The sequence below is a fragment of the Prevotella sp. P3-122 genome (assembly GCF_002251365.1).
Taxonomy (GTDB): Bacteria; Bacteroidota; Bacteroidia; order Bacteroidales; family Bacteroidaceae; genus Prevotella.
This window is the reverse complement of the sequence record NZ_NPJH01000079.1, coordinates 111,845-135,366: the sequence shown is the minus strand read 5'-3', so window position 1 is coordinate 135,366 and position 23,522 is coordinate 111,845. Positions and strand designations below refer to the sequence as shown.

At 53.2% G+C, this 23,522-nt stretch carries 10 protein-coding genes; all 10 read left to right on the top strand.

All coding sequences use genetic code 11. The features are described 5' to 3' along the window. The first annotated feature begins 102 nt into the window (after positions 1 to 102). Positions 103 to 2,661 carry a fasciclin domain-containing protein gene (locus CIL02_RS12555; protein ID WP_094402185.1) on the top strand — a complete coding sequence of 853 codons (2,559 nt, stop codon included), beginning with the start codon at positions 103 to 105 and terminating at the stop codon, positions 2,659 to 2,661. Positions 2,662 to 2,663: 2 nt separating this feature from the next. Continuing rightward, on the top strand, positions 2,664 to 5,984 hold the full coding sequence (locus tag CIL02_RS12550) for a SusC/RagA family TonB-linked outer membrane protein (RefSeq protein ID WP_094402184.1): 3,321 nt from the start codon (positions 2,664 to 2,666) through the stop codon (positions 5,982 to 5,984). 11 nt (positions 5,985 to 5,995) lie between these two features. Beyond that, positions 5,996 to 7,714, top strand: a complete 1,719-nt coding sequence (locus CIL02_RS12545; RefSeq protein WP_094402182.1) for a RagB/SusD family nutrient uptake outer membrane protein — start codon at positions 5,996 to 5,998, stop codon at positions 7,712 to 7,714. Positions 7,715 to 7,737: 23 nt separating this feature from the next. Next, entirely contained in the window at positions 7,738 to 9,765 is a 2,028-nt protein-coding gene (locus CIL02_RS12540; protein WP_094402181.1) for a fasciclin domain-containing protein, read from the top strand. A 28-nt stretch (positions 9,766 to 9,793) separates the two neighbouring features. Continuing rightward, positions 9,794 to 11,485, top strand: coding sequence for a fasciclin domain-containing protein (locus CIL02_RS12535; protein WP_094402179.1), 1,692 nt, complete (start codon positions 9,794 to 9,796; stop codon positions 11,483 to 11,485). Between the two features lie 18 nt (positions 11,486 to 11,503). Next, the gene (locus CIL02_RS12530; protein WP_094402177.1) at positions 11,504 to 14,749 is read left to right on the top strand and encodes a SusC/RagA family TonB-linked outer membrane protein; all 3,246 of its coding nucleotides are present in this window, start codon (positions 11,504 to 11,506) and stop codon (positions 14,747 to 14,749) included. A gap of 13 nt (positions 14,750 to 14,762) precedes the next feature. Then, positions 14,763 to 16,544 (top strand): RagB/SusD family nutrient uptake outer membrane protein, encoded by a 1,782-nt coding sequence (locus CIL02_RS12525; protein ID WP_094402175.1) that lies wholly within the window; start codon positions 14,763 to 14,765, stop codon positions 16,542 to 16,544. 110 nt (positions 16,545 to 16,654) lie between these two features. Continuing rightward, positions 16,655 to 18,106, top strand: a complete 1,452-nt coding sequence (locus CIL02_RS12520; protein ID WP_094402174.1) for a CotH kinase family protein — start codon at positions 16,655 to 16,657, stop codon at positions 18,104 to 18,106. 142 nt (positions 18,107 to 18,248) lie between these two features. After that, the gene (locus CIL02_RS12515) at positions 18,249 to 19,520 is read left to right on the top strand and encodes a DUF6055 domain-containing protein (protein WP_094402172.1); all 1,272 of its coding nucleotides are present in this window, start codon (positions 18,249 to 18,251) and stop codon (positions 19,518 to 19,520) included. Between the two features lie 27 nt (positions 19,521 to 19,547). Further along, complete coding sequence (locus tag CIL02_RS12510; protein ID WP_240513685.1) at positions 19,548 to 23,486, top strand: two-component regulator propeller domain-containing protein; 3,939 nt, start codon at positions 19,548 to 19,550, stop codon at positions 23,484 to 23,486. The last annotated feature ends 36 nt before the right edge of the window (positions 23,487 to 23,522 follow it).

Below are 23,522 nucleotides of genomic sequence, written 5' to 3'. Positions count from 1 at the left end.
CAAGGAGTCAAATCCTGACTACCAGAGCCAGCCACGCTTGGCTCTGGTATCGGTGGATATAGACAATACAAACTTTTAACATAAATAACTAAAACCTAACTTATGAGAAGTATCAAACCTAAGATGAGAGCCGGAACGTCAGCGTTGGCCACAATGCTGATGCTCTCAAGTGCAGGGTTCATGATGCAGTCTTGTAGTACAGACGAGCTGACCGGACAACCGTCGTGGCTGGGTAACTCCATCTACGAACGGTTGCAGGAAGACGGGAACTTCGGCTATACGCTAAGACTCATTGATGACCTTGACCAGACGGCAGTGCTCAGCCAGACAGGTAGTAAGACCCTGTTCGTTGCCGATGATGCTGCCTTCAACGAGTTTTTCAAAAGCAACAGCTGGGGCGTCAGGAGGTATGAGGACCTTACCAACGCCCAGAAGAAGCTGCTCCTGAACAGTGCCATGATCAACAATGCCTACCTCGTGGAGCTGCTGAGCAATGTCAGCGGCAATCCGCCCGAGGAGGGAGAGTGTATGAGACGTGCCACCGCCGTATCTGTCTATGACTCAATATCCAGGATTTATCCTGCTGACATGCCTATGACAGAGTCATGGGACAAGTATCGCGACCATACCAACGGTATCGTCCTGCTTCGCGACAACACCACAAAGCCTATGATACACTTCTTGCCCGCCTATATGAACAAGAAGAACATCACCGACGACGACCTGAACATCCTCACCAATGGCGGTAGCACTTCGACAGCCGACGCATGGGTGAACGGCATGAAGATTGTCGAGCGTGACATTGCCTGCAAGAATGGCTACATACATAAGGTGGACGGTGTGATGACATCTGCCGACAACATGGCAGGCATCATTGGCAGCCACGCCAACATGTCGCTCTTCAGCAGATTGCTTAACCGCTTCAGCGCACCATATTATGACGATGATGCCACAAAGGCATACAATCGTCTGTACAACAACACCGACTCTGTGTTCGTGCTCAAGTATTTCTCGCCGACAAGGGCTGAGAACGACCCGAGCGGAATGCCAGTGGAGGCTATGCTGTCATTCGACCCCGGATGGAACCAGTATAGCGTGGGCAGTGGTGTGAACTATGACGCCGGTGCCATTATAGTTCCTTCGAACGAGGCCCTGGACTTCTGGTGGAACCACGACGGAAAGGTTCTGCAGGATATGTATAAAACATGGGACAATGTTCCAATGACCGTACTTGTGAAGCTAATGAACATAGGTATGGTAAATTCGTTCTCTGAGACCGTACCATCGAAATTCCAGAATATCGTGGACAACACCACCAAGGTGAGCCTCGGCGTTCAGAAGGCTGACATCGACAGCTGCTTCATGGGATGCAATGGAGTGGTATACCTGTCAAACAAGGTGTTCACACCGGCCGACTATTCTTCTGTATCGTTCCCGGCACTTGTCAACGAGCAGACGATGAACATCATCTACTGGGCCATCTCGAACCTGAACTTTGAGCCATACCTCAACTCCATGGACTCATACTACAGCTTCTTCATTCCTACCAACGACGCCATGCTTACTTACGTAGACCCGTGCAGCTATGGTACGTCAACGCAGAAGCTCTACAAGTTCTATTACGACTATGAGGCCAAGACCGTAAAGGCCAAGATATACAGGTATGACTTGTCCACCAACACCATTATTGATGAGAAAGAGATGGGTACTGCTACATCAACGATGATTACCAACAGGCTCACGGACTTACTCAACAACCTCATTGTCATTGGCAATGTGGAGGATGGCAAAACCTACTACAAGACCAAGGCTGGCAGTTACCTGAAGGTCGCCAACTCTGGCAAGGAGGGCGTGATGACGGTATCTGGTGGCTTGCAAGTGGAGCAAGGCTCTTCAGTACCCATTCAGACCATCTACGACCAGACGGTCTCCGGCAACGGAAAGTCATATATCATGGATACTGCCATGCCGCTCACCAGCCGTCGCTCGACATATTCCATCCTGAGCAACAACGAGGAGTACGCCAAATTCTTTACGCTGATGCGCAACAGCGACCTCTTCACACAGAAGCTCAGTGCCAAGTATACCTGTGCCGACTTCAACATCAAGCTCTTCGACGCATACAACTATACGATATATGTGCCTACCAACGAGTCGATAGAGAAGTTGCACGAGCAGGGACTGCTGCCTTATTGGACAGACGTGGAAGAACTGACAGCCGACTACTTCGGCGGTGATGCCAACTTGCTGAAGTCTGCACAGAAATTGCTTACCGACCGCATCAACAACTTCCTGAGATACCACATCCAGGACAACTCCGTGATAATCGGTGGCCTAGACAACAGCGAGGTGAAGTACGAGACCTTCAAGATCAACAATGCCAACAAGAGGTTCTTCAGTCTCACGGTGACATCCGACGACAGCCGCATGCAACTCGTAGACCAGATGAACAATGTCAGGAACGTGGTCAAGAAGGAAGGACTCTACAACAACCAGGGACGCGAATACTGGATAGACTCCAAAACAGACCAGATATACAACGCCTCCGACGTTGTCGTACATCTCATTGACGGCACTCTGCTCTATGGCGGTGAGCAGCTCACTCCATGGAAAGACGAAATAGACGCACTCATTACAACCAGCGCTAAGGGGAGGAGATAATCATGAACAACAGTTTAAGACATATTGTATTGTCGCTGCTTTGCCTCCTGGCAATGGGAGCTACGGCACAGATAACAGCCGTACATGGAACAGTCAGCGATGAATTTGGTGAGATAACCGGTGCATCGGTATGCGAAATCGATGGCAGCGGACGTATCATAGAGGCTACCGTTACAGACATCAACGGTAACTTCTCGATGAAAATCAGGAACCCGAAAGACAAGATAAGGTTCAGTTATGTGGGTTGCAAGGCACAGACGCTGCCTATCGACAAGGATGAGTATATCATCACACTGAAGTCGGAGACCAACCTGAAGGAAGTAACGGTCGTAGCAAAGAGAAGGCTCAATGGTGGCGGTCTCGCAATTCCGGAGCGAGAAATCTCATACGCTACCCAGACCATCTCTACGAAAGAGTTTGAAGGACTCGGCATGAATACTATCGACGAGGCTCTCCAGGGACGTATCGCCGGTCTTGACATTGTGTCGGTATCTGGTAACCTTGGTGCAGGAACAACCATGCGTCTGCGCGGCTCGTCCTCCATCAGTACCCTTACCAACGCCAACCCCCTTATTGTTGTCAACGGCAACACATGGAACGTTGACATGAGCAACTTCGATGTCAGCAATGCCAACGATGAGCAGTTCGCACAGCTTCTGAACGTCAACCCGGAGGACATCTCGGAGATTACCGTTCTCAAGGATGCCGCCGCAACGGCCATCTACGGCTCGCAGGGTGCCAATGGTGTTATAGAGATTAAGACCAAGAGAGGTACGCGCGGAGCACCAAGGCTCACATACTCTCTCAGGCTTACCGGCACCTACCAGCCGCAGGGCTACAAGCTGCTTAGCGGTGACGACTACACGATGTTGCTCAAGGAGGCATACTTCAACCCGGAGCAGTCAGACGTGGCCGCCAATATTCCTGAAATCAACTATGACCCGACATTCTCGGAGTATGAGCAGTACAACAACAATACCGACTGGCAGGATGCCGTCACTCAGGTTGGTTTGCGCCAGAACCATTACCTCTCTGTAACGGGTGGTGGTGAGAAGGCTACCTTCCGTATCTCCGGCGGTTTCGACCATGAGACAGGTAGCGTCATCAAGCAGCAGCTCGACCGCTTCTCCACACGTGTGTGTCTCGACTACTTCGTCAGCGACCGTATCAAGATTTCGACGAATTTCTCGATGACGTACACCAAGAACCAGCGCAACTACGACAACCTGCTCGCACTGGCATACAAGAAGATGCCTAACATGAGCATCTACGAGCAAGACCCCATTACCGGTGAGGACACAGACAAGTATTATCAGATGCTGCAAACGGCTCCCGACGTGTTCAAGGATGACCAGAGGGTGTACGTGAACCCTGTGGCAAGTGCCAATCTCGCAAAGAACGATGACCGTACCTACGATATCACTCCTGAGTTTGAACTCAACTACCATCTGCTTGGCCTTGACGAGGAGTCTCACCAGCTCAACTGGCAGGGTAGGGTATACATGAACATCTTCAATGAGTATGTGGATATGTACTATCCCTCCGAGCTTGTGACAACATCATGGAAGGACGGCGTTAACAGCTCTTATGCCGGAAGCACCAAGAGCGTTGCCTTCAACACCAAGCAGACCCTTACCTACATACCCCACTTCAACAACAAGGACCACTCGCTCATGATGATGGGACGTTTCGAGCTTACCTCCGGCAGCTCCAGCGGTCAGGGTACAAACGGCAACGGACTGCCATCGGGCGTAACCAGTCCTGATGCAGGAGGCCTTATCACCGGCCTGTCATCAAGCTACAGCCAGTGGCGCTCAATGTACTATACATTCTCTGCCCACTACGCCTATAAGGGACGCTATATGCTCGACTTCTCCGTTCGTGCCGACGGTACCACGAAGTTTGGCCCGGACAGGCGCTGGGGCTACTTCCCCGCAGTGTCAGCACGATGGAACATCATTGACGAGCCATGGATGAAGGGAGCGCAAAGCTGGCTCTCCATGCTCAGTTTCCGTCCAAGCTGGGGTAAGGTTGGTAACCAGCCCTCGCAGGACTACCTATACGAGAGTAAGTATGGTTCTACCGACAAATACCTTGACATGTCGGCAATGAGACCTATCAACATTAAGCTCACAGACCTCAGATGGGAGACCAAGTCCACATGGGATATCGGTATGGACCTCGGACTGTGGAACGACAAGGTGGTCTTCACGCTGGAGTGGTACAACGCCAAGACATCAGACATGCTCATGCCTAACGTGCGCATACCTTCCAACTCAGGTTATTATACCAAGGCTTATGCCAACGTCGGCTCCATGCGCAACATCGGATGGGAGTTCAACATCAACACCAACCATCTCATACAGGCCGGTAAGTTCTGGGCTGATATCAACGCAACCTTCGCAAACAACAAGAACGAGATATTGGAGATGGACGAGAACGTCCTGAAGACCCTCAATACCGAGTTCAACTTCGACGGCAACAGGGTGACCCTGCAGCGTGTGCAGCTCAACAACCCGTTTGGTGCCATCTATGGTTTCCGCTTCAAGGGCGTTTACCAGTACCAGTATGAGACCTTTGCCGACATGTCGGATGCCGAGCGTGCCGAGTTCCTTGCTTCTGGCAAGACAGCACCTGTGGCACTTACCGCCGACGGAAGGGTAATCCTCGATGATGCCGGCGACCCGGTAAGGATGATGTACAATTATACCAACGACGGTACAGGAAAGAACTATAAGTTCAAGGGTGGTGACGCCATCTACGAGGACATCAACAACGATGGAAACATCAACGCCCTCGACATCGTGTACCTCGGAAGCTCTCTGCCAAAGCTCACCGGTGGTTTCGGCTTCAATCTGAACTACAACCGCTGGAAGCTCAACGCACAGTTCAACTACCGTTTAGGCAACAAGATCCTGAACCTCGCACGTCTTGATACCGAGGCTATGATCAACAACAACAATCAGAGCCAGGCTGTAAACTACAGGTGGCGCAAGGAAGGTGACATCACCAATATCCCACGAGCCATGTATGGTTCAGACACCAACTACAACACCCTCGTGAGCGACAGGTTTGTAGAGGATGGCTCTTTCCTGCGTCTGAACTATCTGCAGCTCTCCTACTCCTTCGACCCGAAGGCTGTGAAGAAGGCTATCGGACTCAACGGATTGCGCTTCTACGCCAGTGCCAACAACCTGTTCTGCCTCACCAAATATACTGGTGTAGACCCGGAAATTGGCTATGGAAGCTATGGTGCGGCTACCGATACCGGTCAGACACCGCGCTCTAAATCTTATACACTTGGTATCACCGTGGACTTTTAACGCTTTAGACTATGAAACTGAAGAATAATATTATAATAGGTGTAACTGGAATGATGGCCCTCGGGCTCGGCTCCTGCTCTGACTTCCTGGAGATAGAACCCTTGAACGACATTGTGCTCGACAAGTTCTGGAATGAGGAGAATGACGTCGAGAACATCGTGGCAGGATGCTATTCCGGCATGCAGAACCGTATACTCATAGAGAGAATGATTGTCTGGGGCGAGCTTCGCTCAGACCATCTCATTGGCGGTACTGGCGTGCAGGACAACATCAACATCCAGAACATATTGAAAGAGAACATTACTGCCAACAACGTATACACCAGTTGGGGTGAGTTCTATGACATCATCAACAGGTGCAATACCGTACTGCACTATTCGCCATTGGTGGCAGAGAGAGACCCGAACTACACCGAGACAGAGCTTATGGCCACACGTGCCGAGGTTTCTGCCATCCGTGACCTCTGCTACTTCTACCTCATCCGCACATTCCGTGACGTGCCTTACTCCACCCAGCCGTTCCTTGACGAGCTGCAGCAGATGGCCATGCCGGCAACAAAGTTTGACGCCGTGCTTGACAGCCTTATCACAGACTTGGAGAATGTCAAGTCATACGCCGTGAAGACATATCCGGTGTCGAAGACAAACTATCAGTGCGGACGCATCACCCAGGATGCCATTCACGCCATGCTTGCCGAGATGTACCTGTGGAAGAAAGACTATGCCAACTCCGTGAGATATGCGGATATGGTTATAGACTCCAAGACACAGAGGTATCAGAACGAGATAGATAACATTGGCAGCAACTCGTCAGCTTACAAGATGTTCGAGGACTATCCTCTTATCTACGACTCCTATACATCCGGCAACTACTATGGCAATGCCTACGAGTCAATTTTCGGTTCTGGAGCCAGCCGTGAGAGCATACTTGAGCTGATATTTGCAGACGACAACACTCTGTTGGCCAACCATGGTCTCAGCTTCCTTTATGGAAACCAGAAGACCTCGCCGGGCATCGTCAAGCCTGCCGACTTCATCACTACCGATGTATCGGACGCAAGCTATAAAGTCTATCGTGACAAGTACGACACCCGCTACTATGAGAACCTCTACAAGATGAGTGCATCGCAGTATGGAGTGGCCAAGTATGTTTGCAAGAACGGAATGGTTACCGTAAGCTCAACGGAGATTTCCGCTATGTCACAATATCCGTCATACCCGGAAAAATACTGTCATGCCAACTGGATTCTCTATCGTCTGACCGATGTCATGCTGCTTAAGGCAGAGGCTCTCGTGCAGATGGTTGAGGGTGACGCTAAATCGGAGGTTAACGACAGCTTGCTGCGTGCTGCCTATGACATTGTTTCCGTCATAAACAAGCGTTCAAACTGCGCCACCACTTACACTCCGATAACGTATGCCAACTACAGCACCAAGTCGCAGATGGAAAACCTCGTCTTCGAGGAGCGTGCGCGCGAGCTGATGTTCGAGGGCAAGCGCTGGTACGACCTTGTGCGCCGCTCGCTGCGCGATGGCAACACCAGCTATCTTGTTCAGCAGGTTACCCGCAAAGGCTCAGACAATGCCAGCGTTGTCCAGGCAAAGCTTGCAAAGATGGATGCCATCTTCTGGCCATACAACCTTGAGGAGCTTAAGGTCAATCCGTATCTCGTGCAGAACCCGGCGTTCGGCAGCGGTGACGACAACTCCTATCAGAATACTACCAAATAGATAACGCCTAAACAGGAAACAATATGAAAAGAATATTTAGATATACATTGATGCTTGTTCTCGGTATTGGCTTCGGGGTCTCGCTCTCTGGATGTTCCGATGAGCCGGATGAGGCCAACTACTACACCTTCACCGGTGAGATGATGAGCGAGTATCTGTACGGTCACAGCGAGTTCAGCAGCTTTACGGCTGTCGTCGAGCGGGCTGGCATGATGGATTTGCTGTCGGCCTATGGAGCATACACTTGCTTCCCGCCTACGAACGACGCTTTTGACCAGTACCTGAAGAAGAAGGGACTGGCATCGATAGACCAGCTCTCGGATGCCGACTGCGACACCATCGCCAGGACGCACCTTGTGAACAACATGTATTCCACGTCAGAGATGAACGACGGTGTTCTCACTACCGCCAACATGAACCAGCGATATATCGAGATTACCCACGACCTCGATGCTGACAGTAATGCGGTGGTGTTCCTCAACCGCTCCGCACACATCATCTATGAGCTTCAGGACGATTCTGTAGAGAACGGTATCATGCAGCCCATCAACGAGGTGCTTGAGAGCTCCAACAGAATGTTGCCCGACGTGATGCGTACCAATCCGCGCATAAGCCTCTTCAATGAGGCCCTGCGTCAAACGGGACTGTCGGACTCTCTGTACAAGTATATTGATCCCAACTACGACAACACCAAGAACAGCAGGTATCCACGCTACAAGTATACCTCTCACGTAAACAAGGAGACGGCTACGGCACCAGAGAAGAAGAAATATGGCTTCACCTGTTTTGTGCCTACAGACTCCATACTCCGTGAGAAGTACGGCATAACAACCCTTGAGCAGCTCTACAACAAAGCCTGCGAGATATACGATGCCGTCTATCCCGATGATGCAAGCGCAGAGTCACACGGCTTCGACCATCTCACAGACCGCCGCAACCCGCTCAACCGCTTTATCGCCTACCACATCCTTACCCGTGACGTGAAGGGCTGGAACTACCTGACCCCGCTCAACGACATCGGTATCATCACTACGCTGATGAATCCTATTGACTGGTATGAGACAATGCTGCCCCACACCATGCTTAAGTTCGAGCGTCTAACCGTTCTGAAATATGCAGGCCCAAGCACCATCGGACAGAGGTATATAAATAGGTGTTACAACGACGAGTATAATATCCTCGGCTCGATGGTAGAGCGTACAATAGAGAAAGACTATGTGCAGGATGCCCTCAATGGCCGCTACTTCTACGTGGATGACCTGCTGGCATTCAGCGAGACCACACGCGACATTGTCCACAACACCCGCATACGCATGGACTTCTCAACCATCTTCCCCGAGCTGATGACCAACGACATCAGGCAGAACGGTAACCCGAAGGTGCAAGACCCGGAGTTTGACGAGACTGCCAAGTATGGAAACAACTACTATTTCCCCAACGGCTATCTCGACAACGTGACCACGTCCGGTTACTTCGTCTATCGCCGTCCTCACGACTATTACGACTCTTATGAGGGTGACGAGATGAACCTCTTCGGCAACTTCGACTTCACGTTCCGTATACCTCCAGTGCCATACGAGGGCGACTGGCAGATACGCCTTGGCTACGCCGCAGAGCCTACGCGAGGCATCGCGCAGATCTACTTCGACGGCAAGCCTCAGGGTATTCCTCTCGACATGACCAAGAACCTCGACCACCCCTCGATACTTGGTAGCGACTGGACGGGAGAGTACAGCAAGATGTCTATCACCGACCTTGCAGCCGACCAGAAGGCTCTGAAGAACAAGGGCTACTATCGTGGTGCGGCTGGCGGTTACAGGTACAATGGTGCAGGTGGTACCACCACCACAATCTTTGCCACACAGTCGTGGACATACCGCATGGTGCTCTGTACCGTCCACCTCGACCCGAACGAGGACCACTTCCTCCGTATACGCTGCGTCTCTACGGCTAAGGGTAATGACAACGAGTTCATGCTCGACTATCTCGAGCTTGTACCAAAGAGCATCTATGGTGTCACCGACGAGGGACAGATAGAGGACATGCTATAATAATCAAGTCATCTAAAAAGATACAACAATGAAACTATCCAATATAACCATTTCCCGGTCGGCTGTTGCCCTCGTAACGGCAGTCTTTGCCTGCGCAGCCTGTACCGATGACTGGGATGAGCACTACGATGCGGCGGTGTCGGACAGCGGCACGCTGTGGCAGGCCATCTCAAGCCAGGACAATCTGACCAACTTCACAAGGGTTATCCAGGCCTGCGGCTACGACAAGACACTCAACGGCTCGCAGACATTCTCCGTCTTCGCTCCCGTAGATGCCGACTTCACTTCCGAGCAGGCTGACGAGCTTATCAGCTCTTTCAACGAGCAGGAGAGAAACGGCGTCAAGGATGAGGACAACACCGTTGTCCGCCAGTTTGTCCAAAACCATATATCCCTTTACAGCCATCCGGTATCGAGCCTTACCAACGACTCGATATCGATGATGAACGGCAAGTACAAGGTTCTCACACAGTCAATGCTTGGCGACTCGAAGCTCAGCAGTGCCAACCACCTTTACAGCAATGGCGTGCTGTTCACCCTTGACAAGCAGGTGGAGTATTTCCCCAATGTCTATGAGTATCTTGGCCTTGACGGGGATGTGGACAGCGTATATAACTTCCTCAACCAGTACAGCGTCTACAAGTTTGACCCCGACAAGAGCGTTGCCGGAGGCATTGAGGATGGTCTGATAGTATACCTCGACTCTGTGACTGTACTCAACAATGCCATTTTCAACAAGTATGGACTCATCAACAACGAGGACAGCAGCTACCTGTTCCTTGCTCCCACCAATGACGAGTGGAACAGGATGGTGGCAGAGTATGAGCCTTGGTTCAACTATGACAATACGGTCAACAAGCGTGACTCCATACAGTTTGCCAATTCGCGTCTGTCCGTCATCTCCGGCTCGTTCTTCAGCCGTACGACCAATCCCGACGAGGCCATCCGCGACTCTGCCGTGTCCACATCGGCATTGTCTTGGCAGATGCGTCATTACCGCGAGATAGATGATGCATACGGCACCTATTACAAGCCATACGAGGCTGGTGGTGTCTTCGATGGCACAGAGGCTGTGGAGTGCAGCAACGGTCAGGTACTGAAGGCTTCGAGGTACAATGTACAGCCTACGCAGAACTTCCTTCAGACAATAAAGGTTGAGGCCGAGTCCATCCTTACGCAGGACAGTATAGCATACGCCGAGGACCCGCTCACGGTATGTGACGTGGCAACCGACAATCCTTTCTTTGGGAAGATCTCAGGCAACTCCTTTGTCGAGATTGTTCCTGAGAACACGTCTGTAAACCCCATCGTGATGTTTGGCATTCCCGATGTCCTGTCGAATGTTCCTTACGACGTTTATGTCGTTACCGCACCTGTCATAGCCTCCGACACCCTGGCTGCCGCCGACAAGCGCCTGCCGATAAGGATTCAGGTAAAGTTGGGCTATAACGACCAGAATGGCAAGAACACTCTGAAGCAGATATCAGGCTATTTCGAGTCTACTCCCGATGTCGTCGACACCATCCTTGTAGCGAAGAAATTCCAGTTCCCCACTTGCAGCTATGGCTTGTCCGACCATCAGGTGCAGATACAGCTGCTCTCCCGCGTGACGAGTGGCAACCTCACGAAGTGGACACGTACCATGCGCATTGACTGCTTCATCCTCAAGCCGCGTTACGAGGCTACCGAGGAGGCTGCGAAGAATCTTTCGAATAACTAACCCAGAAAACTATACGCAATGAAAAGATATATCATTTACGGCTTGTCGCTGATTATGTTCAGTGCCGCCCCCGCCTTTGCGCAGGATGAGGCCGATGAGGATGCTCCGTCAGCAAAGAGGGAACAGCCTGCCAAGCCGAGAAAGCAATATCCCACACGTGTCGTTAAGGGCCGTGTGCTCAATGCCACCACCAACAATCCCGTTTCCGGAGCCATGATCCGTACGGCGGAAGTTGACGGCTACAGTACCCTTTCCCATTCCGACGGCACTTACGAGCTGAAGGTTCCCTTGTTTGCCACCTCGCTGCAGGTGTCGGCGCCCGACCTCAATGTGGCCAAGATAGGTCTCGTAAGGGGAGAGGAGCAGCGTGACGTGCTGCTTTATCCTGAGACCTTCAGCAAGGAGTATACCGACGGTACCAACGTACTTGCATCAGAAAGCACCACCGACTTCAGGTACTCCAATGCCGTCACCATCGAGGATGAGGTGCAGAAGCGGCTTGGTGCAGACGTGCGCGTCATCAACCGCAATGGCACGCCGGGCATCGGTGGGGTGATGTTCATGAACGGTATCAACTCGCTCAACATCAATGCGCAACCGCTCATCGTTGTCGATGGAGTAATCTTCGACCAGCAGTTCGGACGCACCATGCTCCATGAGGGTTTCTACAATGACATCCTCTCAAACATCAGTCCCTCGGACATAGAGAAGGTGACTGTGCTCCGCAACGGTACGGCCCTCTATGGTGCCAAGGGTGCCAACGGTGTAATCCTCATCGAGACCCGCCGCAACCACAGCATGGCGACCCGTATCACGGCAAGCATCTCTGCTGGCGTAACCCTGGAGCCGAAGTTCATTGATGTGATGAATGCCTCGCAGTTCAAGAGCTATGCCTCCGACCTGCTCTCGACGACCAACACCACCATTACAAACTTCAAGTTCCTCAACGAGGACCCCAACTACTACTATTATCCGCAGTATCACAACGATACCGACTGGAAGAACCTCGTCTATCGTACTGCCATCACCCAGAACTACAGCATCAACGTTGAGGGTGGTGACGATGTTGCCAACTATAACCTTTCATTGGGATATATCAGCAACCAGAGTGTATTGAAGAACAATGGCATGGACAGGCTCAATATCCGTTTCAATACCGATATCAAGCTCACCAATGAGTTCTCCGTACGCTTCGATGCCTCGTTTGCCAACCAGACTCGCAACCTGCGCAACGACGGAGCACCGGCCAACTACGATGAGGGAACACCTACCTCGACAGCATTCCTCGCTTACGCAAAAAGCCCGATGCTGAGTCCTTACGCCTATGCTAACGGAATTCTTTCCGACTCTTATCTTGACATCACAGACGAGAGCTACCTTGACGAGGCGTTGGCTGAATACCCCAACTACAACTACAAGCTTGCCAACCCTGTGGCTGTTAATGAGTATGGTGAGGCTGAGAACAAGAACCGTTTCGAGAATTCGATGATCAACATCACCGTGACACCGAAGTACCAGTTCAATCCCCACCTCTCGTTAAGCGAGCATTTTAGCTACAACCTCGTGAACACCAACGAGAAGTTCTATATTCCTGTAAATGGTGTGCCGAGCTACTACGTGTCAAGCGTCAACGCTGTGCGTGAGAACGAGACTCGCTCGCTCTTCTCCAAGCAGAACTCCGTGATGAGCGACACCCGTGTGGACTGGAGCAACAGCTATGGTGCCCATGCCGTGCATGTGTTTGGTGGAGCGCGCATCAATTGGGAGAGCTACACCCTCAACTCCCAGTGGGGTTATAACACCGGTAGCGACAAGACTCCGTTCATGAGCTCGGCCCTGCTCAATGCCAGCACCGTTGGCTCCAATGACAGCTGGAACTCCGTGGCATGGTACGCTCAGGCAGAGTATAACTATCTGCAGCGTTACTATCTGCAGGCCAACCTCACCGCCGAGGCTTCGTCGCGCTTTGGTGCCGATGCCGAGAATTCCCTCAAGGCTTTCGATGCCGCATGGGGTATCTTCCCAGGTGTCCAGGCATCGTGGGTAGTGAGCAACGAGCCTTGGTTTGCCAAGGTGAGGGGCATAGACTATCTCCGTCTGAATGTCGGCTATGACGTCAGCGGAAATGACGACATCGACTACTTTGCCGCACGCAGCTACTTCAGCGCAGTCAAGTTCCTTGATGCCATCTCGGGTATCTCGTTCGAGAACATCGGAAACACACGGCTTCAGTGGGAGACCACCAAGCGCTTCAACGTTGGCTTCGAGACCAACCTCATCAACAACAGGCTTAACCTCCGCTTCAACTATTTCAACAGCAAGACCGACCATCTGCTCACCTATCAGGCACTCGGTTTCCTGACCGGTATCGAGAAGAACTGGGGCAATGGCGGCTCGCTCAAGAACGAGGGCTTCGACGTTACAGCCGTTGGCAAGCTCGTTGCCATGAAGTCCTTCCAGTGGGAGCTTGGTCTGAGCGTAGGTCATTACAAGAACAAGATTACGTCGCTTGCCGACGATGCTACCTATTTTGACTCATCTGTCTATGGTGCTACCATCCGCACTGAGGTTGGCAAGCCTGCCAACATGTTCTACGGCTATGTCACCGACGGAGTGTTCAGCACAAGCGAGGAGGCCGCTGCCGCCGCTCTCTACGTGCTTGGCGATAACGGTGTGGACAAGAACTATTTCGGTGCCGGCGACATGCGCTTTGTCGACCTTAACGGCGACCATAAGATAGACGAGCACGACCGTACGTTCATCGGCGATCCCAATCCCGATATCTATGGCAATATCTTCACCACTCTCGCCTACAAGCGTTTCAGGCTTGATGTCAATTTCAACTATAGCCTTGGCAACGATGTCTACAACTACATGCGCAGCCAGCTTGAGGGTGGCAGCCGCTTCATGAACCAGACCACGGCCCTCACACGCCGCTGGCAGACCGAGGGACAGGTGACAGCCATTCCAAAGGCCACTTTCCAGGACCCAATGGGCAACAGCCGTTTCAGCGACCGTTGGATTGAGGACGGCAGCTATCTGCGCCTCAAGACCGTCACCTTGAGCTACAGGCTGCCTGTCAACTCCACGCTACTTCAGGGATTTGAGTTCTGGGTACAGGCCAACAACCTGCTCACCTTCAGCAAGTATCTTGGCTCAGACCCGGAGTTCAGCATGACTTCCAATGTTATCGGTCAAGGCATCGACCTCGGACAGCTCCCACAGAGCCGCAGCTTCGTAGCCGGTGTTAAAATAAACCTTTAAACTATTGTCTATTATGAAATTGAAATCTATTATAGCCCCCTCGCTCATTCTGGGCTCACTGATGTTCGCCGTGACATCATGCGGTGACTTCTTTGACCAGGACTCAGAACAGGTAATATATGCCGACAAGGGGCATCTCGGCAATGCCACCGACACCATCTATTCCGTCACTGGCATCCTTGACAAGCTACAGAACCTCTCCGACAGGACAATCCTGCTGGGTGAGCTGCGTGGCGACCTCATGGACATCAACAGCACTACGCCGTCTGACCTCCGCGACATTGCGCTCTTTCAGATTGGCGACAGCAATGTCTACAATTCCCCCCGCGACTACTATGCCGTCATCAACAACTGCAACTACTTCATCGCCAAGGTCGATACGGCATTGAAGAACAACCGCAACGAGTATATCTTCATGCGGGAGTATGCAGCCGTGAAGGCTTTCCGTGCGTGGACCTACCTGCAGTTAGTCATCAACTATGGCCGTGTGCCGTTCGTAACCGAGCCGATACTCTCCAAGGAGGAGGCTGACCGCGACCATGCCACCAAGGACATCCGTGAGGTTTGCGACTATCTCATAGCCGACATCGCGCCCTACGCAGATATCGAGACACCCAACTATGGTGAAATCCGCAATACCGACTCTAAGCTGTTCTATTTCCCCATCTACATCCTGCTTGGCGACCTGAACCTTTGGGCTGGCCACTACAAGGAGGCCGCCGTGGCTTACTATAAGTATCTGAGCACACGCAATGGGGCTGAGTCTGCCTATCCCACCTCGATAAACTGCTCCAGATGGTACAATGTCGGCTCTAACTGGCAGATGACAAATGACTCGTGGTCAGCTAATATGTTCATGAGCGAGAGCATGAGCCAGAATGGCGAGCTGATTACCATGATACCCGGCGACTCCATACCCTCTGAGGGCAACTACAGCGAGTTGCGCAACATCTTTAATTCAAGCAGCGACAACAACTACAAGGTGTCTGCTCAGCCGTCACAGCGCATAATAGAGATTTCCGCAGCGCAGAAATATTGCGATGTCAGCTACCCTGCAAAGAAAGTCGTCTACGCTCCTGAGGGACTTCAGTACCTCAGGACAGGTGATCTCAGGCTATTTTCCGTCTGGAATTCGCCAGCTACAGGACTTACATTTATGTCCGACGGAAAGATCATAACAGACTTTTCCTCATTGGTTAAGTACTCTTCGCGCAATGTCCATATCTATCGCCGCACTATGGTTTATCTGCGCCTTGCCGAGGCGCTCAACCGTGCCGGCTATCCGCGTTTCGCTTTCCAGATACTCAAGCGCGGTCTTAACAACAGCGTCATCGAGGAGCACGTTTTACCCTACTATCCTGAGTCGGAGGCGTGGATAAGGCAGTTCGACTTCCCCAACCTCAAGTATGTACTGCTCTCTGATTACGATGCCGACGAGAACACCATGGGAATACACTCCCGTGGCAGCGGCCGTACCGACGTGAACGAGTATTACGAGATGCCCGACGACACTCTGGAGACAGACCCGGCCGTGCGCCTCAACTACCAGATAGAGAAGGTCGAGGACCTCATAATGCAGGAGGAGGCACTGGAGTTCGCCTTCGAGGGCTACCGTTTCTACGACCTCATGCGTGTGGCTCTTCGCCGCAACGACCCGTCCTACCTTGCCGACAAGGTTTACCAGCGCAAGGGAGCAGAGAATGTCGGAGTGATGAGGGCGGCCATTCGTTGTGACCTCACAGATACCCGCAACTGGTATCTCAACTGGAATGACAAGATTGGCCTGGGCTATTAACGTCCTGCTGCCAACCGTAATCTGATAATCATAGCATAACCAAAGGCCTTGCCCGCTTTCCCTCCCCCGTCGTGAGGTGGTGGGTGAGGCCTTCTTCCGAAAATACTACCATGATACGTTGCCTCATACTTCTTGCCTTCTGTCTGGCTTTCCTGCCTGCTCGCTCTCAGGACACGCTCTGGTTTCAGCATGACAATCCTTCGCTCGGTGTCGCTGCCATACCATTGGCTGATTATGACTCCGTAGAGTTTGTCACCTCCGATGGTATGCCGTCGTTGCGCATGTACCATCCCGACGGTGCTGTCGGTGAGCATCCCTTGGACTCGCTTGTTGCAGGCGATGTCACCGCTGGCCAGTTTTATCTCTTCAATCCCGCTGCCTATAAATATAAGGTGGCCACCATCGAGATAACCACAGAGGGTGGTGCGCCGGTCGTTGGCAAGGAGAAGACCGACTATGTCAACTGTACTGTCAAGGTAACATCCGACTGCCCGCAATGGAACCTCACTGCTACAGCCCGCATCCGTGGCCGTGGCAACTCCTCGTGGCTGTGGTACGACAAGAAGCCCTACCGCCTGAAGTTCGACAAGAAGCAGCCCATGCTCGGACTGCCAAAGAACAAGGACTGGGTGTTGCTGGCCAACTACCGTGACGCCACCGACCTCATGAACACTTTTGCCTTCACTATGGCAAGTGGGGTGGGGCTGCCCTTTACCAACCACTCGCGTTATGTGGAGCTGACGCTCAACGGCGACTTCCTGGGGCTATATCAGCTCACTGAGCAGATAGAGGTTGCCAATAGCCGTGTGGATATCAACGAGGATGGCGGCATACTCCTCTCCCTTGATGCCGACGATGGCCCAGAGCTCTCACCCGATGCCACTGACAATTTCTGGTCACTTGTCTACAAGCTTCCTGTCTGCGTAAAGAGTCCCTCGGACCCTACCACACAGGACTTGCAGTACATCCAGTACCAGTTCTCTGCGCTTGAGAATGCCATCAAGAGTCACGACTGGCGCTCCTTCTATGCCAATGCGGCAGCCTTCGAGTTCATCGACTACCTGCTCATCCAGGCTTTCGTATATAATGTCGAGATAGCGGCACCCCGCAGCATATACCTCTATCGTGACTCTGCCGAGACACGGTGGCATGCCGGACCTGTATGGGACTTCGATGCCGGCTTCGATTTCGAGTGGGCCAATATGTATACTGGGCACGACTTCTTTGCCAGCTACAAGGAAACAGTGCTGGGTACCGACCCTGCCAACCACATCAGCAACTATTCATACGTCAACTCCTTCTTCACCGATATGTGGCATAGCCGTTCCTTTGTCAATGCCGTGCGCATGCGCTGGCGCATGATGAAGGATCGCATAATGTCAGAGTTCTGGCCAGAGATCATGCGCTACGCCGATGGCTTCCGTGAGGCCATGCAGAGAGACATCAGCCGTTGGCCGATAGGCAAGGACCCTGATACCGAGACTGAACGTATGAAGACATGGCTCACCAATAGGGTGACGTTCATGGACAAGGTCGTCCAGGAATACCCCGACGGTAAATGATACCATGCCCCCGATTATTTGAAGATAAAAGAAGATAAAAGGAGATAAAGGGAGATAAATGACGTATGTTTAAGCCTGACTTTTACTATTGTCTTTTGACTCCTCATGCGAGACTTGAATAACATTAAACAACAACCCTACCATGACATCATTCACCTTTGTGCTTTTAGCCTTCCTCTTGGCCTTTGCCCAGCCTGCCCGGGCACAGAAGGCAGTCTTCCTGCCAGACTCCCTGCGCATTTATGATCTCAACGACACAGCCTCGCGGTGGTGTTGGCAACGTTCTGCCCAAACCGACGACCTCGTGTTCTTTTGGGAGAAAGGATTTGGCGATGACCTTGCCCATGCTCCGCAGCTTGATGGCCACGATATGCGTGTGGACTTGCCTAACCTTAAGTCGCGCGTGCAGCATTTCTACCGCTATTTCCGCGATACGCTCCGTTTCACCCTTCCCGGCAGCAAGGCCGACCGTTACAAGATGATGGTCATGCTGCACTACAGCCTTGAGGGTACGGCCTACGGAGGCACTTACGACAATTTCATTGGTGCACTGTGGGTGGCGCCCAACCGTATACAGGACCGCAAGCTCAACTGCCTTGCGCATGAGCTTGGCCACAGCTTCCAGCTGCAGATACCCGCCGACTCCGTAGGCGACGCATGGGGAGGCAGTGGCTTTTACGAGATGGCAAGCCAGTGGATGTTGTGGCAAGTGAACCCCGACTGGATAAAAGACGAGTACTATCACTTCGAGGCTTTCCGCAATCTCACTCACAAGGCATTCCTGCACCTCGACAACATCTACCATTCTCCATATGTCCTTGAGTATTGGGCAGAGCTTCGCGGCCTTCCATCCATAGGCGAGCTGTTCCGTCAGGGACGCAAGGATGAGGACCCCGTTCTTACCTATCAGCGGCTGTATGGGCTGTCGCAGCAGCAGTTCTGCATGGAGATGGCACAATGCTATCAGCGTCTACTCAACTTCGACTTCACTCATGCCCGCAAGGAGACGCGCCCCTATGCCTGCACCTTCTCCACGCCGGTCGAGGCATCAGCGCCTAAGGGGTGGTATGCCCCCGCACCAGGCATGCTGCCAGAGGATTATGGCTTCAATGCCATACGTCTCGATACGGAGAGATGCAAGCGCAAGGTTTCCGCTACACTTCGGGGGCAGGGACTTGTCAGCGGTTTTGTTGCCGTTGACACCGACGGCAAATCATATTATGGCACTCTCGTTACCGATGGCAAGCCCAAGATGGCACTGCCCAAGGATAAGCAGCTAAAGGCGCTGTACCTTCTTGTCACTGGCGCTCCCGCCGCCCACACCAAGCTCGACTACCGTCATCCGGAGAACAACGCCAGTTATCCGTATACGTTCAAGCTCTCTGGAGCAGAAATACTGAATCCCCGCGATTAATTCCCCTCATACCTACCTCCTATATCCATGACGCATACCCACACACACATGGCCGCCACTGGTCACTTGCGCACATTGCTCCTTCAGCTCCTTCTGCTATCCGGGACACTTGCTTCAGCAGCTTCCGGCACCCTGTTCCGTAACATCACCATCAACGACGGGCTGGCCTCCAATACCGTCCGCCATATCGTACAGGACCGGCGTGGCTTCATCTGGATGGGTACGGACAATGGCCTGTGCCGCTACGATGGTGTTGGTTTCCGGCTGTTCAGCAATCCTGCCATTGGTGAGGACCAGTGTGTGTCCTCTCTTCTCGTCGTTGGCGACAGCCTTGTTGTGGGCACGCTCCGTGGCCTTTATTCCTTCAGCTTCTCCACAGGCGCCTTCACCCCTATAATCCTTCCCTCGTCGGCCAATGTTCCTGCCCGGCAGCATGTGGTGTCGCTTACCATTGACCACGACAGCGTGGTGTGGGTGGCATCCCGACAAGGTGCGGCCTATTCCTATAGCCTGCGCACAGGGCAGAGCCGCCGTTACGATATCGGAGGTGGAAAACTTAGACTGGGTGCCGTATATGCTGACAATGACAACAGCGTGTGGCTGCTCGCCGATAGCGGCAGCGAGCCGCTGTGGCGCTTCGACAAGGCCCACCACAGGTTTGTGCGTCATGGCATGCAGGCGCCGGCCTCTGCCGCCCGTTCCTTGGCCATGCTCCAGACTCGTGACGGGCGACGCTGGCTCGGCACGTGGGAGCATGGCATAGTAGAGCTGAAGCCCAACGGAGAGATGGCCGCCCCATTGCCCGGTGCGGCAGACGCCCTTCACATCCACGCCCTCTACGAGCAGTCGCCCGACTGCATACTCGTAGGCTGTGACGCCGGCCTGTTGGCTTTCAACCCTCTCACCTCATCGCTGGCACCGGTAACTGGCAAGAAACGCTCGCCCAACTTCGTCTATTCCATTGTAAAGGACAACGAGGGAGGCATATGGATGGGCACCTTCTATGAGGGAGTGCATTACATCTCGCCCCTCGGTGGCCGTTTCATGTCCTTCACAAATGCAGCTGACCGTACCCTTGGACTCTCCGGCACCGTTATCTCCCGTTTCTGTGAGGACTCCCGCGGCAACATCTGGGTAGCCTCTGATGATGGAGGCCTTAGCTGCTATTCGCCCTCGTTGGGAACATTCCTCGACTTCCCCTCACGCAGTCAGCTCTCCTCACTCAACGTCCACTCGCTATACGTCGAGGACGGAAAGTTGTGGATAGGCACCTATTCCGATGGACTTTATACCCTCGACATAGCCTCCGGGGTATGTACTCCCTGCAAGGAAGCTCCGCGCAGCGTCTATTCCATGTTCCGCGACAGCCGCGGCAACCTTTGGATAGGCACCCTCGATGGCGTGCAGGCTATGGGCGTTCGCAATCTTGGTCACGACATGCGTGGGCTTGTCATCGACATCGATGAGGACCGTCAGGGCAACGTGTGGTTCTGTTCTCAGGGCGATGGTCTTTGGACCTACTCGCTGTCGGGTCGCAAGTGGCATCACTTTGTCAGCGGCAAGGGAAAGGGTGCGTTGCCGTCCGAACAGATTAACAGCATCTGCATAGATGCCGACGGCCGTGTACTATTAGGCACCGCTGCCGGAGCCTGCGTATATGAGTCGTCCACCAAGACGTTCCGGCTTCTCGACATCAGTACCGACATGCGCGGCGTGGCGGCCATCGTTGAAAGTCAGGGCGTGCTCTGGATGTCGTCAGACAAGGGCATCCTCCGCTACTCTCCCGATGATGGCGTCCAGGCTTTCACCCGCCACGACGGTCTGGTGGGCGAGCAGTATCAGCCCAGCTCCTGCCTGCTCGCATCCGATGGCCGCATATACTTCGGTTCCGTACGTGGCTTCGACAGTTTCATGCCCTACCAGATAAAGTCCAACAAGGTCATGCCGCCTGTCTACATCACCTCTCTGGAAATTATGAACAAGGTTGTCCCCGTGGGCAGCGACAAGCTGCCGCTCTCGCTGTCGGCAATTCCCCAGCTCGACCTCGGCCATGACGATACCATGTTCAGCCTCAGCTTTGCCGCCCTGAGCTATTGCTCACCCGCGAAGAACCAGTATGCCTACATGCTCGAGGGCTTCGATGCCGACTGGATTTACGTTGGCGCGCAGCACAAGGCCACCTATACCAACATCCCTGCAGGCGAGTATGTCTTCCGTGTTAAGGCCACCAATAACGACGGCCTGTGGAGTCCCCACGAGGCATGTCTGCGCATTGTTGTCCATCCGCCCTTCTGGTGGTCGTGGCCAGCCCGTATATTCTATTTCCTCCTCCTTTGCGCCATTATATATATGGTGATGCAGTACCGCCTGCGCAAGGCCGAGCGTCAGCATGCCCGGGAGCTGCGGCGCATGAGCCAGAAGAGAGAGATTGAGGAGCGTGAGCTCAGGCTGCGCTTCTTCACCATGATAGCCCACGAGATACGCACCCCCGTGTCGCTCATCATCGGACCACTTGAGGCATACATGCGGAAGGTGGCCAGGAACGATGCACTGGAGATGATTGACCGCAACGCCCACCGGCTCCTTGAGCTCGTCAACCAGCTTCTCGATTTCAACAAGGTGCAGCAGCAGGGACTGGAACTCCACTATGGCCAGCACGACATTGCCGAATTGGTTGAGGCTGTCGCTGAGCGATTTGCCCCGTCCATGGAGCAGCGTGGCATCACCTTCGATGTCGTTGTCCCGCAGGCGGGCTTTGTCGCCATTGTCGACCGAGAGGGCATCACCAAGATTGTCAGCAACCTGCTTACCAACGCCCTGAAGTATACGAGCAACCACGTCTCTCTCGAATGTCGCGTCAGTGCCGGCGGGTCCCACTTCGTCATCGAGGTATCCGACAACGGCATAGGCATCAGCCCCAAGGAGCAGCAGAAAATATTCAGCCCATTCTATCAGGCGCGCGACAACAAGCCAGGCACTGGCATCGGACTGTCTATCGTGAAGAACATCGTTGAGCTACATCATGGTGAGGTTACGGTGTCATCAGCCGAGGGCAAGGGTTCCTGCTTCAGCGTCACGCTCCCCGTCGACTGCTCGTTGGGCGAGGCTGCGGCTGACTGTCAGCATAACACGCATGGCAATGTTCTTGCGGAGTGTGGAACAGCAGAACCCAGTGACGCCAATGTCAGGGTGGAGCCATCGGCCGACTCCGTACTCCTTGTCGATGATGATGACGACATGCTGCGCTTCCTCTCCTCCAACTTCTCGCCACACTACGCTGTCTATACGGCATCCAACGGCGCAGAGGCGCTTGATCTCCTTAGGGGCACCATGGTGTCGATGATAGTCTCCGACTGGATGATGCCCGTGATGGACGGCGCGGAGCTTTGCCGCAAGATACGCTCCGACCGTGCCCTCAGCCATATACCTTTCGTGCTGCTCACTGCCAAGACCGACGACGACAGCAAGGTGGAGGCCATGCAGTGTGGGGCAGACGCCTACATTGAGAAGCCGTTCTCGCTTAGATACCTTCAGGCGTGCATACGCAACATGGTGGACATGAGGCAGAGCCTCTTTCGCAAGTTCACGTCGCAGCCCGAGGAGAAAATCCCCGAGATTAGCATGTCGCCATTGGACAACGAGTTGCTCAGCCGCATGAACCAGCTCATACTCGACAATATCGACAACACCGGACTCAATGTGTCGTTCCTTGCCGACAACCTCGGCATAAGCCGCAGCGGACTGTTCGCAAAGGTGAAGAGCATCACCAACGTCACACCCAACGAGATGATACAGGTCATAAGGCTCAAGAAGGCTGCCGAGCTGCTGGCGCAACAGCGGTATCGCGTCAATGAGGTATGCTACAAGGTAGGGTTCAATAGTCCAAGCTATTTCGCCAAGTGTTTTGCCCGGCAGTTTGGCATGACTCCTGGCGCATACGTCGAGGAAGTGAGGGCGCGGAGATAATAAACCGCTCGTACGTGCGTTATATTATCAGCTGAA